This is a genomic window from Acinetobacter sp. ANC 3832 (assembly GCF_002135415.1).
Lineage (GTDB): Bacteria > Pseudomonadota > Gammaproteobacteria > Pseudomonadales > Moraxellaceae > Acinetobacter.
The window spans coordinates 128,890-146,782 of the sequence record NZ_NEGJ01000003.1 but is presented as its reverse complement, the minus strand read 5'-3'; the positions used below and the strand labels follow the sequence as shown (position 1 = coordinate 146,782).

Here is a 17,893-nt window from a genome sequence, read left to right as displayed (position 1 = left end):
GTTGTACAAATAAGCATCACAACAAGAAATTGAAAATTCTAATGAGCTAGGAGTATTTATATGGATCTAATCACACTGCTGAAAGATCGTGTAACACCGATGGTTATGAAAGGTCAAACAACCTACTTAACAGAAAAAAGCACAGCACTTGCTGAATTTTATCCCTTTTTATTAGCAGCTTTAAAATCCAATTCACATCTGATTTCTTTTTTTCAGAATAATTTGAATCCAAGACTGAGTGATTTATTTACCAAACATCCTCAAGTTAAAGATGAGTTTTTACAGGCGGTTAGTCAGGGTGTACCTGCGGAAGAAATAGAACCACTGTTAAACCACGCCATTCCAGCAACCCTAAATGTTATTGAAGAAGAAGCTGGGTCTAGAGACACTTCTGTCATTGAGCATTTTCTAGGGCAACATCATACGGATATCAGTTCTGCAATAGCGCCATGGGCAAAAGGGCTATTAGCAACATTAGGCTTTGGTGCTTTATCTCATGCGACTACGGCACATGCTATTCCACAACAGGCTCCGCCTACGCCAACAGTGGTTACACAAAGACCAGTTGCAACGGAAGAAAATAAAAAGAAATCAGGTGGTGGTTTATTAGCGGTCATTGCACTGATTATTTTAGCTTTACTTGCATTTTTATTCATGCGTAGTTGTAAAAAAGAGGATGCACCCACTGCGCAGCCTACGGTTGCACAAAGTAATAATGTTACTCAACAAGCTGCATTATTCCAAGTCGCGACTGATGCGAGTGGTAGTTTAACCAATTGTATGGCAAATATTGGTAATCCAAGCTTTATTGAAACTTTACAAAAAGATGTGAAGCAATTATTCAACCATCAAACTGGTTGTACCGTAGATTCAAGTCAAAGTTTTGGTGCAGAATTGGTTGATCAAAGTGCTTTGGCTGGTGTATTGAATTTGATAAAAGGTACACCAAATGTTCATATGACATGGACAGGAAATCAATTAACCTTACAAGGTAGTGATGCGATTGCTGTACAAGCTTTAGCGGATAAAATTAAACCGCTTGTTAAAGACATGCAGGTCGTTGTGGAAAAACCATTGAATGAGGCTGATGCGGTTAATTCAAGTATTGATCAAGCGAAACAAGCTTTATCAAGTATTAATCCTGATCAAGCAAAACCTGCTGATATTGCAAAAGCACTTAATTTGCAAATTATTAACTTTGCCAGTGCTTCTAAAGAAATTCCAGATGCGAACAAGGTTATTTTAGATCAAGCTGCTGAATTGATGAATAAAGTACCGAATGTAAAATTAGGTATTAAAGGCTATACCGATTCAACAGGTAATGCTGAAAAAAATAAAGCTTTATCTTTAAAACGTGCACAATCTGTGGCTGATTATCTTGTATCAAAAGGTGTTGACCCAAGTAAATTGGTGGCTCAAGGCTTTGGTCAAGAAAACCCAGTGGCTGATAATGCAACCAAAGAAGGTCAATTCAAGAATCGTCGTATCGAGTTTGAGGTTGTAAATACTGAAACTGGAACGGTTCGTGAAGTCACTGAAAATGGTGTACAAGAAAAAAAATAAATTAATCTTTAAAAAAACCTCGATTTTCGAGGTTTTTTTATGCATTCTATCGAACTGTAAAAGTAGATTTGTTTAAATACAGACAAAACAAAGACAATAAGGTTTTATAAAATGAAGAAGTTAGCATTGATTACAGCATTATCCAGCACATTATTAATATCAGGTTGTGATTTTTTTAAACATAAGAAAGATGAAACGAATGCAAAAGAAATGTCGGAATGGAGTTGTACAAATCAGGATAATATCAATCAAATTCAACAATACTTAAAAGATGAATATTTAAAACAAGTGGATAAAAATCTACGCGATACTAACTATTATGAAGCAGACCAAGTCCTTTTAAATCAAATTAATAGTGGTTTGAAATTTGAAATTAAAAATATTCGTACAGTAACAACAGATCCTAAAACTGCGACTCAGTTAGAGTGTGAAAGTCAGCTAGTTGTGCATTTTCCGAAAGGGCTACAGAAACGAGCAGAAAATGCATATCTAGAACAACCTTGTGAAGAATGTGAAAGTGAGGGAAATACGACACTTCGTGATCATTTAGAAGCAGGCGAGTATAAATTGACTTTGGACAATGACACTTTAAAAGGTGCATTTAACTATGATATTACCAAAACAGACAAAGAGGGTTTAAGCCTGAATGTACAAAATCAAAGTGCAGTAATTGATGGTGTAGCTTTGGTGACTGTCAATGCGGTGCAATATGAGGCGTACGTAAAAGCCAATAAAAAGAATCAAGAACAAAATGAGAAATCGAATGTAGAAAATGCTGAACAAACAGCATTAGCGCAAAAATCTATGGATATTCGTAAGAAAGAATTAGATGAAGATAAAGCGAAGCAAGTTGATCGCTTGAATCAAACGTGGGATCGTTTTACTGATGAGCAAAAGGCACAATTGCAACAAGATCAGTCTGAATGGTTTGAAAAACGTGATGTTGATTGTAAAGTAATCTCTCAGAAATCTGTTGGTCAACTTTCGGATAGTGAAAAAGAAACCTATCAAAAACAATCAAATTATTGGGATGATGCTTTAAGCGCTCAAAATCAGGAAATGCAATATACCAATTGCTTTAATCAACGAACAGCTGAACGCATTATTTATTTAAACAACGTTTTTAATTGATTTTTAGACAAAAATAAAAAGGACGAATTGATTCGTCCTTTTTTTATTGGCATGCTGTATCAATTATGGTGATTTAGTACATTCAAATGCGTATCAGTTTTATTGGCTCAGGACGAGTGGCAACACATTTAGCTCGTGTTTTATCGGCTTCATATCAGATTGTACAAATCTATAGTCCACAATTAAAGCATGCTGAAATGCTTGCAAAGCAAGTTCATGCTCAAGCGATTAATCAAGATCAGCAAATAGATATCGATATTGATTTATTGATTATTGCAGTAAGTGATTCCGTCATTGCTAAGGTGATTGAACAAGTTTCAACGCGTTTGAGAGATATTTTAATTGTCCATACCTCAGGCAGTACCAGTTTAGAGGTACTGACTCAATATCACCTAAAGTCAGGTGTTTTTTATCCATTACAAACCTTTAGTTTTGAGCGTAATATAGATTGGTCGAATACACCTTTATTTGTTGAGGCTCAGGAAGAATCTGATCTTCAAATTTTAACAGAACTTGCACATAGTCTTAGCCAACGAGTATATCAGTATTCATCTGAGCAGCGTTTAAGCTTACATTTAGCAGCGGTATTCGCCTGTAATTTTAGTAACTACTGTTATGACATGGCAAAACAGGTTGTCGATGCTCAACAGGTTGATTTTAGTTTGCTTTATCCACTGATATTAGAAACAGCACATAAAGCGACTCAAAATGATCCAAAGAGCGTGCAAACTGGACCTGCGATTCGAAATGATTTCAATATCTTAGAGATGCATCAACACATGTTATTAGCTTCAGGGAGAGATGATTTAAAACAAGTTTATGCATTGCTGAGCCAAGGCATTATACAAAGACATGAATCTGAATGAATTGAGATGTTCTAATCTAAAGTTATGATGTGATATGGATGATCTAAAGATTCTGGAAATAAATTGAGTTGTAATGGTTGAAAAATAGACTTGCAACTCAAAGCCCAAAAACTTATATTCTGATTTAAGTTAATAAAAAATATATAAAAATGAATCAGCATAGTCACTTATTACAAGATGTTGAATGGAAAGATTTGCTCAAATTAAATTTATTTGATGTGATCAATGAATTATTATTGTCCTTGCCATGGCTTATTCTTTCTTTTATTTGTGCATTTCAGCAGTGGTATCCAATCGCATTATTCTGTTCATTTATGTTTTTCTTAACAGGTTTAAGGCAAGTGCATAATGCCTTTCATTTTGCTCTAGGCATTGGTCGTCAACAAACCCATTGGGTCATGTTTATACTGAGTATATTGATGCTCGGTTCAATGCATGCAGTGCAAATTAATCATCTTCGGCATCATCAACATTGTATGGAGGATGAGGATATTGAAGCGAAAAGTGCCAAAATGAAATGGTGGCAGGCTTTTTTATTTGGCCCATTCTTTCCTTTAATGTTACATAAAAAAGCTTTTGAAGTGGGTACGCCTATACAACGCAAATGGATGAGTGCCGAATTATTGGCGAATGTGATCGGGCTTATTCTCGTTTTTGCTGTACTTGATATCACTTTATTAAAATATCACGTCATTGCAATGCTGATCGGTCAATGCATGACTGCCTTCTTCGCAGTTTGGACAGTACACCACGACACTGAAGATCATATTTATATGGCGCGTACGGTACGAAATGAGTTTAAAAGAGTAGTCACTTATAATATGTTCTACCATGTTGAGCATCATCTTTTCCCTGCTGTGCCGACACGTAAGCTACATATTTTGGCAAAGCGTCTGGATGACTATGATCCAACCGTTGAAATTAGGGAAGTTTTTTAATTCTATAATTGTTGATTGCAAAATAAAAAACAGAGCCTAATCGCTCTGTTTTTTATGACATGGTTTAAGAATTAATGAGTTTTCTTAAACAAGAAGTCATTAATTTTATGACCTTCTTCTAAACCACGACGTTCAAATTTAGTTTGAGGACGCCAATCTGGGCGAGGGTAGCTATTGCCTTTACCTGCCATATTTTCAAGATTCGGACGATTCTCTAAAACATCCAACATCCATTCAGCATACGGTTCCCAATCTGTTGCTGAGTGGAATGTACCACCCATTTCCAGTTTTTGTTCAACCAATGGCATACGGTCATGGGAAACGAAACGACGTTTAAAATGACGTTTTTTCTGCCAAGGATCTGGGAAATACAATTGAATCGCATTAATGCTGTTGTCAGGCATTTCACGTAACACTTGAATAGCATCAGCATCTAAAAGACGTAGGTTGCTTACTTCTGCCATACCTGCTTCATAAACACACTGTGCAATCCCAGGCACATGAACTTCAATACCAACATAGTTACGCTCAGGATTTGCCTTTGCCATGAGTACCAGTGAACGACCCATACCAAAACCAATTTCAACAGTCAATGGACGTTCAGGGTGCTCAAACTGTTGACGTAAGTCGCCCACAGGATATTCCAAAATTAAATCACGATGTTGTTCAAGCGCAGTACGTTGTGACGTATTTAGCGGAGAAGAACGGCGCATAAAAGTCACAATTTCACGGTGCTCTTGCAAATTGTCTAGTTCTACAACTTGCGAATCTAATTGATCGTTCGACATAACCTTGGCAAATGTAAAATTCAAAAACGGTATTGTAAGACCTCAGTCAACCAAGTCAAACTTTTTATTTTCAGGATGATAATCTCTTCACATTAGATTAGGTCATTTAAACTAAAACTGTCATCAAGCATTCATAGTGATGTCATGTATAAAAATTACTCTACATTCAATTTTAACAACTGTTCAAAATCATGATGAATATAAAACCACAGCTATTAAGTTTAAGTATGATACTTCTAGGGTGCTCTTTTTCTGTACATGCACAATTGATGTTTAGTCAATATATTGATGGATCTGCAAATAAAAAAGGGATTGAAATTTATAATCCAGATGGTACAACTGTGAATTTAGCAGATTATGAGATTCAGCAATTTACGAATGGATCTACGACTAAGTCAGCTACTTTTACATTACAAGGTTCATTAGCAAGCAAAGCAAAATATGTCGTTGGTCGCACAGAGTTACAGACAGAAATTGGTTCTAAAGTGAATCAAGTTGCGGGGCTTGCATTTAATGGTAATGATGCTTTGGTGCTTTTATATAAAGGAGTGCCTGTCGATCGTTTTGGTCGTGTTGGGGAAGACCCTGGAACAGGGTGGAGCGGAGCGAATTTTAGTAGTTATAAGAATAGTTTGTCACGAATTAAAACATCGAATAATGTGACTTCAATTGATCCAACTGCTGTATTTAATTTAGAAAGTGAATGGTTGAAGTGGTCAGATCAAAATGCATTTTCTCAGTATTTAGGTACGGATTCCGTCGTTACACCACCTGTGACAACCATTAGTTGTAGTACCACTGATACACCCATTGCAGATTTACAGTCTGCAATGCAAAATCAGCAATATGTCATTCGTGGTGTTATTACTGCAGACTATCGCTATGACAATGGTTTCTCAGGCTTTTACGTACAAACACCTGATACAAAAGCCAAAGCAAATTTGAGTAATGCTATTTTTGTATACTTACCACCAAGTAGTCAAATTATTGGAGGAAAAGTAGGTGAAGAGATAATTTTAAAAGGTCGTTTAACCTCTTATCTCAATCAACTTCAAATGGATCAGCTTGATCAAAATATTCAGACTTGTAATCAACAAGCATCTAATGCAGTCACAGCACAATCAGTAAGTTTACCTTTTGCTAGTTTGACTGATACAACGGGGAATGTACCTAAACGCTTTCAAGGAATGTTGGTTAAAATTCCACAGGCTTTGACAGTGAGTGAAAATTATAATTATGGTCGTTATGGTGAGTTATATTTAAGTTTAGGGCGTTTATATCTCCCAACCAATTTATATCCTGCAAAATCAGCAGAAGCCATTGCTTTGGCGAAACAGAATATTTTGTCAAAAATCATTTTAGATGATGGATACAACAATCAAAATAGAACGCCGTGGTTACCACAAAATTTTAGTGCATTAAATACTTTACGTTCAGGTTATCAACTTAAAAATGTAGAAGGAATTTTAGAATATCGTTTTGGTGCATGGCGTATTCAACCGATTTTAGGTAAGGCACAGCCTGAAATTGTGAAAGATACCAATCCTCGAAGCAGTGTACTGGCTAAAGATAGCAAGCAAATACGTGTTTCATCCTTCAATGTGCTTAATTATGATAATGGTACTGAAAAAGGTTTTCCTACAGAACGTGGGGCATCTACTGAAGTTGAGTTTAAAAAGCAGCATCAGAAAATTGTCAGTGCTTTAAAAGCCATTGATGCAGATGTGTACGGCTTAATGGAAATTGCAAACAATGGGTATGATGATAAAAGTGCAATTGCCTATTTAACCAAAGCGCTAGGTGCAGATTGGAAATATGTGATTCCACCAAAAACAACGAAGTTAGGTACGGATGCGATTGCTGTTGCTATTATTTATAACAGTAAACGCGTGAAAACTGTAAATGATGCTGTTGTATATGATGATCTCAGCCAAAAAAATCGTGTCACCATGGCACAAAGTTTTCAGCCTATCAATGGTGGGGAAATATTTACCGTGGTTCCAAATCATTTAAAATCGAAAGGAAGTTGCCCTGAAGATAAAAAACTAGCAGATGCCGATCAAGGCGATGGTCAAGGATGTTGGAACCCAACTCGATTAACTGCCGTACAAAAACTGATGCAATGGATTGCAACGAATCCCACCAAAACACAAAAATCTAATTATTTATTGGTCGGAGATATGAATAGTTATGCCAAAGAAGATCCAATTTTAGCATTTGAAAAAGCCAATTATAAAGTCCTACTCAATGACGAAAAAATTGGGCAAGGTAAAACGGCTTATAGTTATGTTTTTGGTGTGGCAAGTGATGCAACAGGCAATGGTGGTGCAGGGAACTTAGATCATGCAATTGCTGATGCAGATTTATATCCGATGGTGAAACGTACTTTTGCATGGCATATCAATGCAGATGAGCCAACAGCCTTGGATTATAATGATGATTATAAAACAAATGAGCAAAAAACACTGTTTTATAATGATGATGCTTTCCGTTCATCAGACCATGATCCAGTCATTGTTGATTTAGATTTGAATGAATCTGTTTCAAATAATACCGATGGGAAAAGTGGTGGTGGTAGTGTAGGCCTGTGGTCTATTTTGTCTTTAATAGGATTAGTGATAGGTACAACTTTACGTAGACGTAAATCTTTAACTTAGAATACAGATATGCATCAAGCCTGATCTAAGAAAAAGGAGGAATAAGATATTTCTCCTTTTTCTTTCAACTGATTCATCATTATCATCAGAGTTTTTTAAACAGAATTATACAGAAGGAATCAGACTAATAATTACACGGATTGTAGTATGTCCCGAGATCGAAACAATATTTAATGTGCCTCCAATGCGTTGAATTCGTGCTTGCATACTTTGTAAACCCACATGTAAGCCTTCCTCAACGTTGTCTGGATTAAAACCAATCCCGTTATCCGTGATTTCAAAGAGTAACTGTTGACCATTTTCAAGCAATGAAACATCTACCTGCGTTGCTTGACTATGTTTTACGATATTGGTTAACGCTTCTTCAGCGACACGTGAAAGGGTTAAACATTGTAAGGAACTAGGCGTAGTTTTCCATGTATGTGCAAAAACCCATGTTGACTCTATTTCCATCTCTTCAAAAATTTGAATAAAACGGTGCCGAATAGGGGCAGCCCAAATAATAGGGCTTTCAGGAACTTTTGCACCAATACTTGAACCTGAATCAATTACTTGGCGCAGATCATTCCGTAATAGTTTTAACATCGACATCATATGCGGTTTATCAACTTTTTCATTATGGTCTAGCATAATCATCGAGCGAACAATTGATCCGCCTAATCCATCATGTAAATCATGAGCTAAATTAATGCGTTCTTGTAGTTTTGTATTTTCAATTGCAAGTTGATGTTGAGTATTCAACGCATTGGTCAGTTCATTTCTTGCAAGAATGACACTGTCTTCTAAGGTTTTATTGAATTGCTCAATACGTTTTGCATTTCTAGCTAATCTTAGCGCTAAAATAATACCAATAAACAAAGTACTAAATGGTGATGTATAAGGGGAAAGTGCTCGCCCTTCATGGGTAATCATGAAATAAGCATCATTGATTGCAATCGGGAAAAAAGTGACATAAGTAAAAGCTAAAAAATAGATTTCAGGTTGTTTAACTTGATAGGCAATGAACGGGTACGTTAAACATTTCAATAGAAAAATAATGACAGCGAAAACAAAGAAACTATTTAAAACAAAGGGAAGATAAATATTAGGGACTAAAAAAAGACAAAGACCAGCGATAATGCAGAAAATACAAAAAAATTTTTCTATGAGAGGATAACGACGATTTGCAAATCGCCATGCTGCCATATATCCAAATACAGAATAGCAGCAAAAAATGAAAATAGTTATTCGGTCAATTGTAGCGGTGGGTAATGAAAATATAGGTTTCTGACTAAGTATAATTCCGACATAAAGTACCCAAGACAAAGAAACAAGGGCGAACCAAACAAAAGCTTTTTCTTTAGAATGTAATAGCCACACTAACAAACAAAATAAGCCAAGAACGAAATTAATCATGACATTAGAAATCAGTAATGTTCTTTTTTCCAAGATTAAATTATTGAAATGATCTGTCGCTGTAATTTGATCACCAATCAATACTTCACCTAAGCCTGATCTTTGAGTTGCAATACCGACCACACGGATCCAAATAATATTTTCACCTTTTTTTAGACTTGAAGCAGGTAAAATCCAAGAGCGAGGTGTTTGCCAACTTCTTGATAAAGGTTCATGTAAAGACTGGTCTTGCCACAATAATTCATCATTTAAAAAAATTTGACCTGCCATGTTAATATTAGAAACAACAAGAGAAATAGGTGTGGTTTGTGAGGTTGGACAGTCATATTTCCATGTAATTTTATACCAAGCATTGCCGTGATAATTTGGCCAACGTTTGCTCCAAAAGTCAGGAAGGCTGTCTAAAGTGATCCAATTTGCATTGGGTATTAACTGATTATTTTTATCAACACTTTTAGAAACAGCGATGTGATTGATTTGGCCCTGACATTGCTCTGTTGCTTGTAACGAGTCATCTACACGTGCTGAAACAGTATGTAGACTTTGCAAAATAAAAAGAATAAAGCATAAAAATAAAGTCATAGATACTTTATAACAAGTATTTTTCACATCACTTTTTTTGTCTCGCATTGATCAAGCCTTAGATAAAAATGTATGATCTTTAATATTAAAAACAGACATTTTGTATTAGTGTTCACCAGTTTTTTACTTTTCTCACGAAAATAGAAAAGAAGTAAAAAAGTCTGATGAAAAGTTGTTTCCTGAAGAAAGATTTTAAATTTTCGATATTAAGTCAAAATAGTTTAGCATTTTTATTTTTAAATATTTGATTTTAAATGTGATTTTATTCACGCTTTATATGGGTGAGTGTTGCATAATTACGAATATTTAGTTTAATTTTTAATCGCATTAAGTAGGTGTCTTGCACAACGATTAATAAAACTCTTTATTTTTTCTTTTTGAGAGAAAAATTAAATCGTGTTGTGCAAGAAATATAGTGATTAAAAGAGTATAAAAATTTATTGCTCAAGCAAGCCGAGTGTTCTTGCTGTATCTACGGCCTTGGTACGGGTACATACCGCAAGTTTCCGATAGATATGTTTAATGTGAGATTCAACAGTATACCGAGATATAAATAATAGATCTGCAATTTCTTTATTACTTAAACCACGGGCAACTAAAGTTAAAATTTCATGTTCACGTTTTGATAAGTTTTCATATTCATCATTTGGTTTTATTTTATTTTTATTGGTCATTGTTCGACTTTTTTCAGTCAATTGCAGGAGTTTTAAAATTTTCTGTGCAATAAACGGATCAATTGGTGCTCCGCCACGAAGGACGCTACGTATAGCAAGAGAGACTTCTAAATCATCTCGTTCTTTTAAGACATAGCCTGTTGCACCCGCACTTAAGGCTTTTAATATAACGTCTTCAGTACTCCATGCAGATATCACTAAGATAGTGATGGTGGGGTCATATTGTTTGAGTGTTGAAATAAATTCAATGCCATTGCCATCGGGCAGACCTAAGTCAACAAGTGCAAAAGAAGCTGAATTTTTGTCAAGCAAGATATTGGCTTGAGCGAGACTTTGAGCAAAAAAAAGGTCTTCTTGCTGGTAACCAATCTCTAAGAGAATTGCTTTTAAGCGTGTTTGAATTAACGGTTCATCTTCAACAACAATGACGGGAACGGGTAAAACAAGCGCATTATTGTTCATCTATCAAACTCATCTATATTCTTTCTGTGTCTAATGTGCCATATCCCCAAAATTTTACGATCACTAATTTTAGGTATTTAAAGTTAAATATATAAGATATTTAATTTTTCTAATGAATAAGTCACTTAAGTCTCATCGAAATAAGAAAATACCTAGTTTCAGGGATAATTAAATAATTTAGCACATGATCAAATAAAAATAGGGGAAACTTTTTATTTAAGGGGATAAAGCATGAACAAAATTTTTAAAGTTATATTTAACACATCACTCGGGCGTATGGTCATTGTTTCTGAAAATGCAAAAAGCCAAGGAAAGGTAAAATCCACGCAAAATACAAAAAATCAGCCAATAGCATTTAAAATAAAAGTCATTAAACCGCTTATTATAATAAGTAGTCTATTTTTAAGCCCTTATATTTTTGCAGGAAATATTGTACAAGGTGTTTCTTGTTCAAATAATAATATGCCCGAAATTCGTCTTACTTATAAAAATGGTAATGATCCTCGTGTCAGTTTGTACTATGGAGGTGGTGCTCATATAAATAGTGCACAGATTATGTACAATACAGATAACGCCGTATCGATTGGAAGTGATTGTAGTAATTTAAATTTGGCGTTAAGTAATGCTGTTGCTATAGGGGGCGCTGCAGCATCTGTTTCTGGTGTTGCAGTAGGAACAGGTGCTTTAGCTTTTTATGAATATAATGTGGCAATGGGTTCTCAAGCAAAAGCAAGAGGAGAAAATAGTGTTGCTCTAGGGGCTAACTCAGTTGCAGATCGTAACAATACTTTTGCTGTAGGCAGTACGACAAATTTACGTCAAATTACGAGTGTTGCAGCAGGCACAGACAATACCGATGCTGTAAATAAACTACAAATGGATGATTCGGTTGGCGTTGTCAATAAACGCGTTACAACCGAAGTGGGTACATTAGATGGAAAAATCAAACTCAATAAAGATGCAATAACGACATTAGATACCCGAGTAAGTAATGAAGTCAGTACTTTAGATGGAAAAATTGGTACAAATACAGTTGCGATTACAGCATTAGATGGTCGAGTGACGATCAATGAGTCAGATATTAGTAATTTACAACAAGGCATTGGTTCGTTAGCAGGTGCAGTTGTCACTTATGATGATCCAATGACCAAAGATAAAATTACTTTAGCGGGCAGTTCAGGTACAACGTTAAGTAATTTAAAAGCAGGTGATATTAGTTCTGTTAGTTCAACAGATGCAGTGACAGGTGGACAGCTCTTTACAACCAATCAGAATGTATCGGCTTTAGAGACTCGTGTAAGTAATGAAGTCAGTACTTTAGATGGAAAAATTGGTACAAATACAGGTGCGATTACAGCATTAGATGGTCGAGTGACGATCAATGAGTCAGATATTAGTAACTTACAACAAGGTATCGGTTCGTTAGCAGGTGCCGTTGTCACTTATGATGACCCAATGACCAAAGATAAAATTACTTTAGCGGGCAGTTCAGGTACAACGTTAAGTAATTTAAAAGCGGGTGATATTAGTTCTGTTAGTTCAACAGATGCAGTGACAGGTGGTCAGCTCTTTACAACCAATCAGAATGTAATGACATTGGCAACTCAAGTAGATGGTCATGCAAATCAAACTGCTTCAATATTAGGGGGCGGAGCAGGTTTTAATAATGGCGTATTTACATTACCAAACTATTCAATTCAAGGTAAAAATTACTCAAATGTAGGGGATACTTTTGGTGCTGTAAATAACGAACTCTCTAGTATTAAAGGATCTGTGGTTGATTTAAAAAATTATGTTGATCAGCAAAACCAAATTGTATTAGATCAATCTAAAGATTATACAAATCAGAGTGGGCAAGCATTAAATAGTGCATCTAAAAATTACGTTGATCAGAGTGTTGCATCCTCTAATCAACAAGCTCAGCAGTATACAGATCAAAGCATAGCCTCTTCTAATCAACAAACTCAGCAATATACAGATCAAAAAGTTGCTGGTTTACATGCTCAAATAAAAGAAGATGGTAAATTTATTAATGTAACGGGCTCTTCAACAGGACTATCTGGAAACAATAGTGGAAATGGTAGTGGAAGCGCTGCGAGTGTGATTGGCGACAACTCTCTTGCATTAGGAATTAATGCAAGTGTTCAAGGTACAAATTCAACAGCAATTGGTTATGGTGCTCAGGTCATTGGGGATTCCTCTATTAGTATTGGAGACCAGAATCAAGTTACAGGTAATGGTTCAGGTGCTTTTGGTGATCCAAATATTGTGGTTGGAAATGGTAGCTATGTTATTGGGAACGATAATACAGTCAAAGCCGATAATACTTTTGTACTGGGTAATAATGTGGAAACTGAAGCTAAAAATGCAGTTGTTCTGGGGCATAATTCAGCATCTACACGTGATAATACTGTCTCAGTTGGGGCGAAAGATAATGAGCGTCAAATCATTCATGTTGCAGATGCAACAGAAGCTACTGATGCTGTTAATTTACGTCAAATGCAAGCTGCGAATACAGATACATTAAAAACATCAAAAGATTATACTGATACGCGTATTTCTGGGTTGGAAAGTAGTTTTACAGACTTTAGTCTTCAAACAGAACATCGTTTTAAAGAGGTAGATAAGCGTTTTGACCGTCAAGGTGCAATGAGTTCGGCTATGATGAATATGGCAACCAGTACTTCAGGTTTGAAGGGGCTCAATCGTGTTGGCGTTGGAGCTGGCTTCCAAGGTAGTGAGAAGGCCGTTGCAGTAGGATATCAGCGCATCGTCAGTGATAATGTGAGTCTTAGTTTGGGTGGTGCATTTACCGAAGATGAAAGTTCAGGTGGTGCTGGTGTAGGCTTTAGCTGGTAATTTATTTGTATTTATTTTCAAAAAAGCCAGTTTAGATAACTGGCTTTTTTTCTAAAAAATATGACGTTTCTCAATCTAAAGTGCTAATGTTAGAGGTGTATTTTCAAATCCGAGAGCAACTTTTTTATTGATCACATCGTAAGCTGGTTGGAGATGCTAAAGATCTTGAGCCTTTTGTCATAGCTTTAATAGGTTCTTTTTGAGAATTTTAATGAAAGTAATATTACTGTTAACATTTCTTTATTGTTTTGTGGGCTGCACAAAATCTAAAATAGAACTTGGTTTAAATTTAAGGCAATTAGAATCTAGAGTTAATAAAAGTGAATCTGAATATTTAAAGGAAATGGGATATATTTTTTCTAATTATGATTTGAATCTATATGATATTCAATCAATTAGAGAATCTAAATTTTTTTACTTTATTGAAAGAACAGGTTTTTTTAGTCAGGAAAATTATATTAAAGAAGTAAAATCTAGGCTAGCTGAAAAAAGGTGGTTTCTAGTAAAGAAAGATAACTACAGCGAATTATATTGTAATAATAAAAATCAAGCGATTGGAATAACATTTCCAACAAATAAACAAGAATTAGATGGTGTACATCGTGGCTATTTTACATATCAATTTTTCAAAAAAGCTTCTGTTACTTTACACTATACTTCGGGTAATAATAGTGTGAGTTGCCCTCAAAAGAAAGCGGCACGTAGTTCTGTTTAAATGAATGTAAAATAGATCTTCAATTATTCACTAACTCGTAGGGCATACGTGGGATTTATGAGTACATGGTTTCCCATCAAGTTATTCGTTTAATAAAATTAAAGCTGACAAATTTTTTCTTAATGAAATTTAATCTTGTTTTGTATTTTAATTTAAATGGGTTAATTCTTCTATGGCAAAAGAATTTCCATTTTTTACTGACTCTTCAAACCAAGTTCTAGATATAGATAAATTTTTATCAACACCTAATCCATCTTTGTAAATTTTACCTAAGTGGTATTGCGCATCACTATCCCCTTGATTTGCAGCTTCTAAGAACCACCGTCTTGCTTCTGAATAGTTTTGTTTAACATGATCACCAGTTAAATACATAAGCGCAAGGTTGTATTGTGCACTTCTTATTCCTTGTTGGGCAGATTTATTAAACCACTCAAAAGCTTTTAATTTATCTTGAGCTATTCCTCGACCATAGAAAAGCATAATACCCATATTTGCTTGAGCATTTTAATCTCCTGCATTTGCGGCTATTGAATAGTATTCAATAGCTTTTTTTAAATCTTTTGGAACACCTAGTCCTTGACTAAAAATATTTCCTAATTCATTAAGCGAAGGTATATTTCCTTGATTTGCTGCTTGTTCATGCCAAAATTTTGCTTTTTCGTAACCATTTTTAATATTAGGGTTATTACTATATAAAATGCCTAAATTATATTGAGCATTAATATTTCCTTGCTTTGCAGAAGATAAATACCATTTTATAGCTTCATTTATATTTGGTTGAATATCTCCATATCCATCAGTATAAATTACACCCATATTGTATTGTGATTCAGAATCACCTTTTTCAGCTTTCGATCTAATATCATTAACATCAAGGTCATCTGAATTAGATTGTTGTTGAGTAATATTATTTTCATTATTATTCGAATCTACAGATTTTGCACAACCTGAATTTAGGATGCTAAGCAAAAAAATTGGTAGAAGAATTCTTTTTGATAACATACTTTTTTCTCAAATAAAAACTATATGAGTAATTTACTACAAAGAGCTTTTTTGTCTTTATAGTGAACACAAAACTTACATAATCCAATGAATAGTAATTTAATTAAATTTTTTCTATTGAAGTTGCTAATCAATAATCGGGTCAGATGAAACAAACAATCATCCTCATTTCACCAGAATGATTCATGAATAAAGCAGCAATAAACTAAGGCTTGTAAATACCCAATTGTATTAAATGTAATCTTAAAATACGTCGTAACTCTAGTACCGCTTCAGGCGTTTCTTGAATAGAATGCCCACCTTGAATAATTTTTTCAGAAGCAGCTCCATCTAAGTGAGCACTTTTATAAGGAACAATGCCGTCACTCATAATATTCGGATCATTACTTTTGGTGTCATTACCAATAATCGAATGATAAATAACGCCTTTACGTGGCATCACATTTTCAGTTAAAAGTGTAAATTTTGAATTGTGACTTAAATCACTAGGTCCATTTTGAATAAGCCCATGCCCAACATCCTTAAGAAAGTTTTTAGCATTAATATCACGCTCATCAATTGAGTCTGCTAAAGCTCCTAAGAAAGCCCCAGGAAGCTTGATGATTCTACGTGCAGCCAGAGTGAACCATCGATCAGCAAACTCAGTACCACGATGCGGTGCAGATAAGAAAATAGCACGATCAAAGTTGGTAATCGGTTGAATTGAAAGACGAGCTTTAAAAATTGGATCATTTTTAAATTTATCGAGTTGCCTAGATTTCATTATCTCTTGCGCAGAGTGGGTCAAATCAGCATCACTTACCAGTAAGCGAGAAATAATTCCGCCCATGCTATGTCCAATCAACACAGAATCTTGCGATGCCAATGCTTTAGGGTCTAAAGTATCAAATGCTTGATGAATAATGGAATAGATTTGAAAACGACTTTCTAAAATTGGCATATTGGTTGAATAAAAAACTTGCCAAACTTGATAATTATTTCGTAAAACACTATCGCCCATTACATCATTGGTCAAACGAATCCATGCTTCAGGGCTACTGGCTAAACCATGAACTAAAACAATCACTTTCTTATTGGGATTATAAGGTTCTAGCATATACAGGTGGGGCATGGTTAAGCGCTGATCACGATCGATCAAACTTAAATAAGCTGCAATACCTAAGTTATTTTCAGCTAACCATAAACCATAGGGTGCAGAAAAATTGGCAGCAAGCGGGTAATCTTTTCCATCTATTTGCAATTTATCCACATTATAAGGATCATAAACTTTTAACTTAAAATTTGGATTATGAATAATTTCTTTCACTGATCCTATTGCATCAGGTTGGGCTGCAATGGTGACAGATAAATAACGTGGTTGATGAATGTTTGGGTTTACACCTGTTTTATATTGATGATGTAGCGGATCAATAATATATTTATTTTCTTCGGGTACTTTAGCATCAGGTAAAATGGCAACAAATTCCGAGCCGAAACCATCTCTGCGGTTAATGGAACGTAAGCCTGAAAAGTTAAGATTATAACTCGACAATAAACTTTCTAACTCAAGCTTGGCGAGCTGAGGATAATTGTCAAAGTCGATGGTATATATACTTTTTCCAACCCGAATCTGCTTGGAAAGTTTCTGATCTTTGTGTCTTAAACTATATGTGGTAATTAATTTTGCTAAAGATTGATTATAAAAATCACGTATCTGAACCTGTCTATTGTCAAAAATACGATCTTGAGGATGGCGTTTCGTTTCAAATAAATAAGCGTAACTATAGCGAATTGTTTTATCCAACATATCCATTTGTTGATCTAAACATTGTTCGTAATTTTGTTGATTAATTTTTTGTTTTTCTTCAGATTGATGTTTTGAAATAATACTAATTTTACAATTGGATGAAGAACTCAGCGCAAGCGCTTTGGTTAAAAATATTTCACTGGCAGTAGACAGCAATTGCTCATCTTGAATTTGCGGAATTTGTTCTAAATCACTGACACATTCGACAGGATTTTCAGTACAAAGCTTTGCTTCACGTCCAGTCATAGACAAAACATTTAAGCTTGCTTCACTCATTTTATTACGTGTAAGAATACTATCGCGTTCATTGGCAAGCGTGACATTTACAGCTTGATTTTTTACACTAACCACTTGGCAGCCACTGATAAAAACAGGACTAAGAGCGATTGCAACGAGTAGAGCTGTTCTTTTTGTATGTTGCATATTGATTTTCGTACAGAAATATAACCTTGTGAAATAATACGTTATTTAACTA

At 35.0% G+C, this 17,893-nt stretch carries 11 protein-coding genes and 1 pseudogene; 7 read left to right on the top strand and 5 right to left on the bottom strand.

Features of this window, described 5'->3' with window-relative positions:
• The first annotated feature begins 60 nt into the window (after window positions 1-60).
• The 4 genes from B9T35_RS05070 to B9T35_RS05055 all read left to right on the top strand — a co-directional run bounded on the left by B9T35_RS05070 (window position 61) and on the right by B9T35_RS05055 (window position 4,498).
• Window positions 61-1,563, top strand: coding sequence for an OmpA family protein (locus B9T35_RS05070; protein WP_086190040.1), 1,503 nt, complete (start codon window positions 61-63; stop codon window positions 1,561-1,563).
• Window positions 1,564-1,674: 111 nt separating this feature from the next.
• Window positions 1,675-2,694 carry a hypothetical protein gene (locus B9T35_RS05065; protein WP_086190039.1) on the top strand — a complete coding sequence of 340 codons (1,020 nt, stop codon included), beginning with the start codon at window positions 1,675-1,677 and terminating at the stop codon, window positions 2,692-2,694.
• 86 nt (window positions 2,695-2,780) lie between these two features.
• On the top strand, window positions 2,781-3,560 hold the full coding sequence (locus B9T35_RS05060; protein ID WP_086190038.1) for a Rossmann-like and DUF2520 domain-containing protein: 780 nt from the start codon (window positions 2,781-2,783) through the stop codon (window positions 3,558-3,560).
• A 149-nt stretch (window positions 3,561-3,709) separates the two neighbouring features.
• Window positions 3,710-4,498, top strand: coding sequence for a fatty acid desaturase family protein (locus B9T35_RS05055; protein ID WP_086190037.1), 789 nt, complete (start codon window positions 3,710-3,712; stop codon window positions 4,496-4,498).
• A 71-nt stretch (window positions 4,499-4,569) separates the two neighbouring features.
• On the opposite strand, the gene trmB is transcribed toward B9T35_RS05055, so the two are convergent.
• Window positions 4,570-5,286, bottom strand: coding sequence for a tRNA (guanosine(46)-N7)-methyltransferase TrmB (gene trmB, locus B9T35_RS05050; protein WP_086190036.1), 717 nt, complete (start codon window positions 5,284-5,286; stop codon window positions 4,570-4,572).
• Between the two features lie 191 nt (window positions 5,287-5,477).
• Here trmB and B9T35_RS05045 point away from each other — a divergent pair, with 191 nt between their 5' ends.
• On the top strand, window positions 5,478-7,943 hold the full coding sequence (locus B9T35_RS05045) for an ExeM/NucH family extracellular endonuclease (RefSeq protein ID WP_086190035.1): 2,466 nt from the start codon (window positions 5,478-5,480) through the stop codon (window positions 7,941-7,943).
• Window positions 7,944-8,048: 105 nt separating this feature from the next.
• On the opposite strand, the gene B9T35_RS05040 is transcribed toward B9T35_RS05045, so the two are convergent.
• Window positions 8,049-9,968 (bottom strand): ATP-binding protein, encoded by a 1,920-nt coding sequence (locus tag B9T35_RS05040; RefSeq protein WP_228147075.1) that lies wholly within the window; start codon window positions 9,966-9,968, stop codon window positions 8,049-8,051.
• A 389-nt stretch (window positions 9,969-10,357) separates the two neighbouring features.
• The gene (locus B9T35_RS05035) at window positions 10,358-11,056 is read right to left on the bottom strand and encodes a response regulator transcription factor (RefSeq protein WP_086190034.1); all 699 of its coding nucleotides are present in this window, start codon (window positions 11,054-11,056) and stop codon (window positions 10,358-10,360) included.
• A gap of 231 nt (window positions 11,057-11,287) precedes the next feature.
• Here B9T35_RS05035 and B9T35_RS05030 point away from each other — a divergent pair, with 231 nt between their 5' ends.
• Window positions 11,288-13,915: an ESPR-type extended signal peptide-containing protein gene (locus B9T35_RS05030; RefSeq protein WP_086190033.1), complete on the top strand. Its 2,628-nt coding sequence runs from the start codon at window positions 11,288-11,290 to the stop codon at window positions 13,913-13,915.
• A gap of 211 nt (window positions 13,916-14,126) precedes the next feature.
• Window positions 14,127-14,630, top strand: a complete 504-nt coding sequence (locus tag B9T35_RS18545; protein WP_213033353.1) for a hypothetical protein — start codon at window positions 14,127-14,129, stop codon at window positions 14,628-14,630.
• Window positions 14,631-14,777: 147 nt separating this feature from the next.
• Here B9T35_RS18545 and B9T35_RS05020 read toward each other — a convergent pair.
• Both B9T35_RS05020 and B9T35_RS05015 read right to left on the bottom strand, forming a co-directional pair.
• Window positions 14,778-15,632: pseudogene (locus tag B9T35_RS05020) on the bottom strand (tetratricopeptide repeat protein).
• A gap of 205 nt (window positions 15,633-15,837) precedes the next feature.
• Window positions 15,838-17,841, bottom strand: a complete 2,004-nt coding sequence (locus B9T35_RS05015) for an esterase/lipase family protein (protein ID WP_171264219.1) — start codon at window positions 17,839-17,841, stop codon at window positions 15,838-15,840.
• Window positions 17,842-17,893: the final 52 nt, after the last annotated feature.

Excerpts from the sequence above, each read along its gene's own strand:
- B9T35_RS05070 (WP_086190040.1), top strand. The coding sequence starts at position 61 with ATGGATCTAATCACACTGCTGAAAGATCGTGTAACACCGATGGTTATG.
- B9T35_RS05065 (WP_086190039.1), top strand. The coding sequence starts at position 1,675 with ATGAAGAAGTTAGCATTGATTACAGCATTATCCAGCACATTATTAATA.
- B9T35_RS05060 (WP_086190038.1), top strand. The coding sequence starts at position 2,781 with ATGCGTATCAGTTTTATTGGCTCAGGACGAGTGGCAACACATTTAGCT.
- B9T35_RS05055 (WP_086190037.1), top strand. The coding sequence starts at position 3,710 with ATGAATCAGCATAGTCACTTATTACAAGATGTTGAATGGAAAGATTTG.
- trmB (WP_086190036.1), bottom strand. The coding sequence starts at position 5,286 with ATGTCGAACGATCAATTAGATTCGCAAGTTGTAGAACTAGACAATTTG.
- B9T35_RS05045 (WP_086190035.1), top strand. The coding sequence starts at position 5,478 with ATGATGAATATAAAACCACAGCTATTAAGTTTAAGTATGATACTTCTA.
- B9T35_RS05040 (WP_228147075.1), bottom strand. The coding sequence starts at position 9,968 with ATGCGAGACAAAAAAAGTGATGTGAAAAATACTTGTTATAAAGTATCT.
- B9T35_RS05035 (WP_086190034.1), bottom strand. The coding sequence starts at position 11,056 with ATGAACAATAATGCGCTTGTTTTACCCGTTCCCGTCATTGTTGTTGAA.
- B9T35_RS05030 (WP_086190033.1), top strand. The coding sequence starts at position 11,288 with ATGAACAAAATTTTTAAAGTTATATTTAACACATCACTCGGGCGTATG.
- B9T35_RS18545 (WP_213033353.1), top strand. The coding sequence starts at position 14,127 with ATGAAAGTAATATTACTGTTAACATTTCTTTATTGTTTTGTGGGCTGC.
- B9T35_RS05015 (WP_171264219.1), bottom strand. The coding sequence starts at position 17,841 with ATGCAACATACAAAAAGAACAGCTCTACTCGTTGCAATCGCTCTTAGT.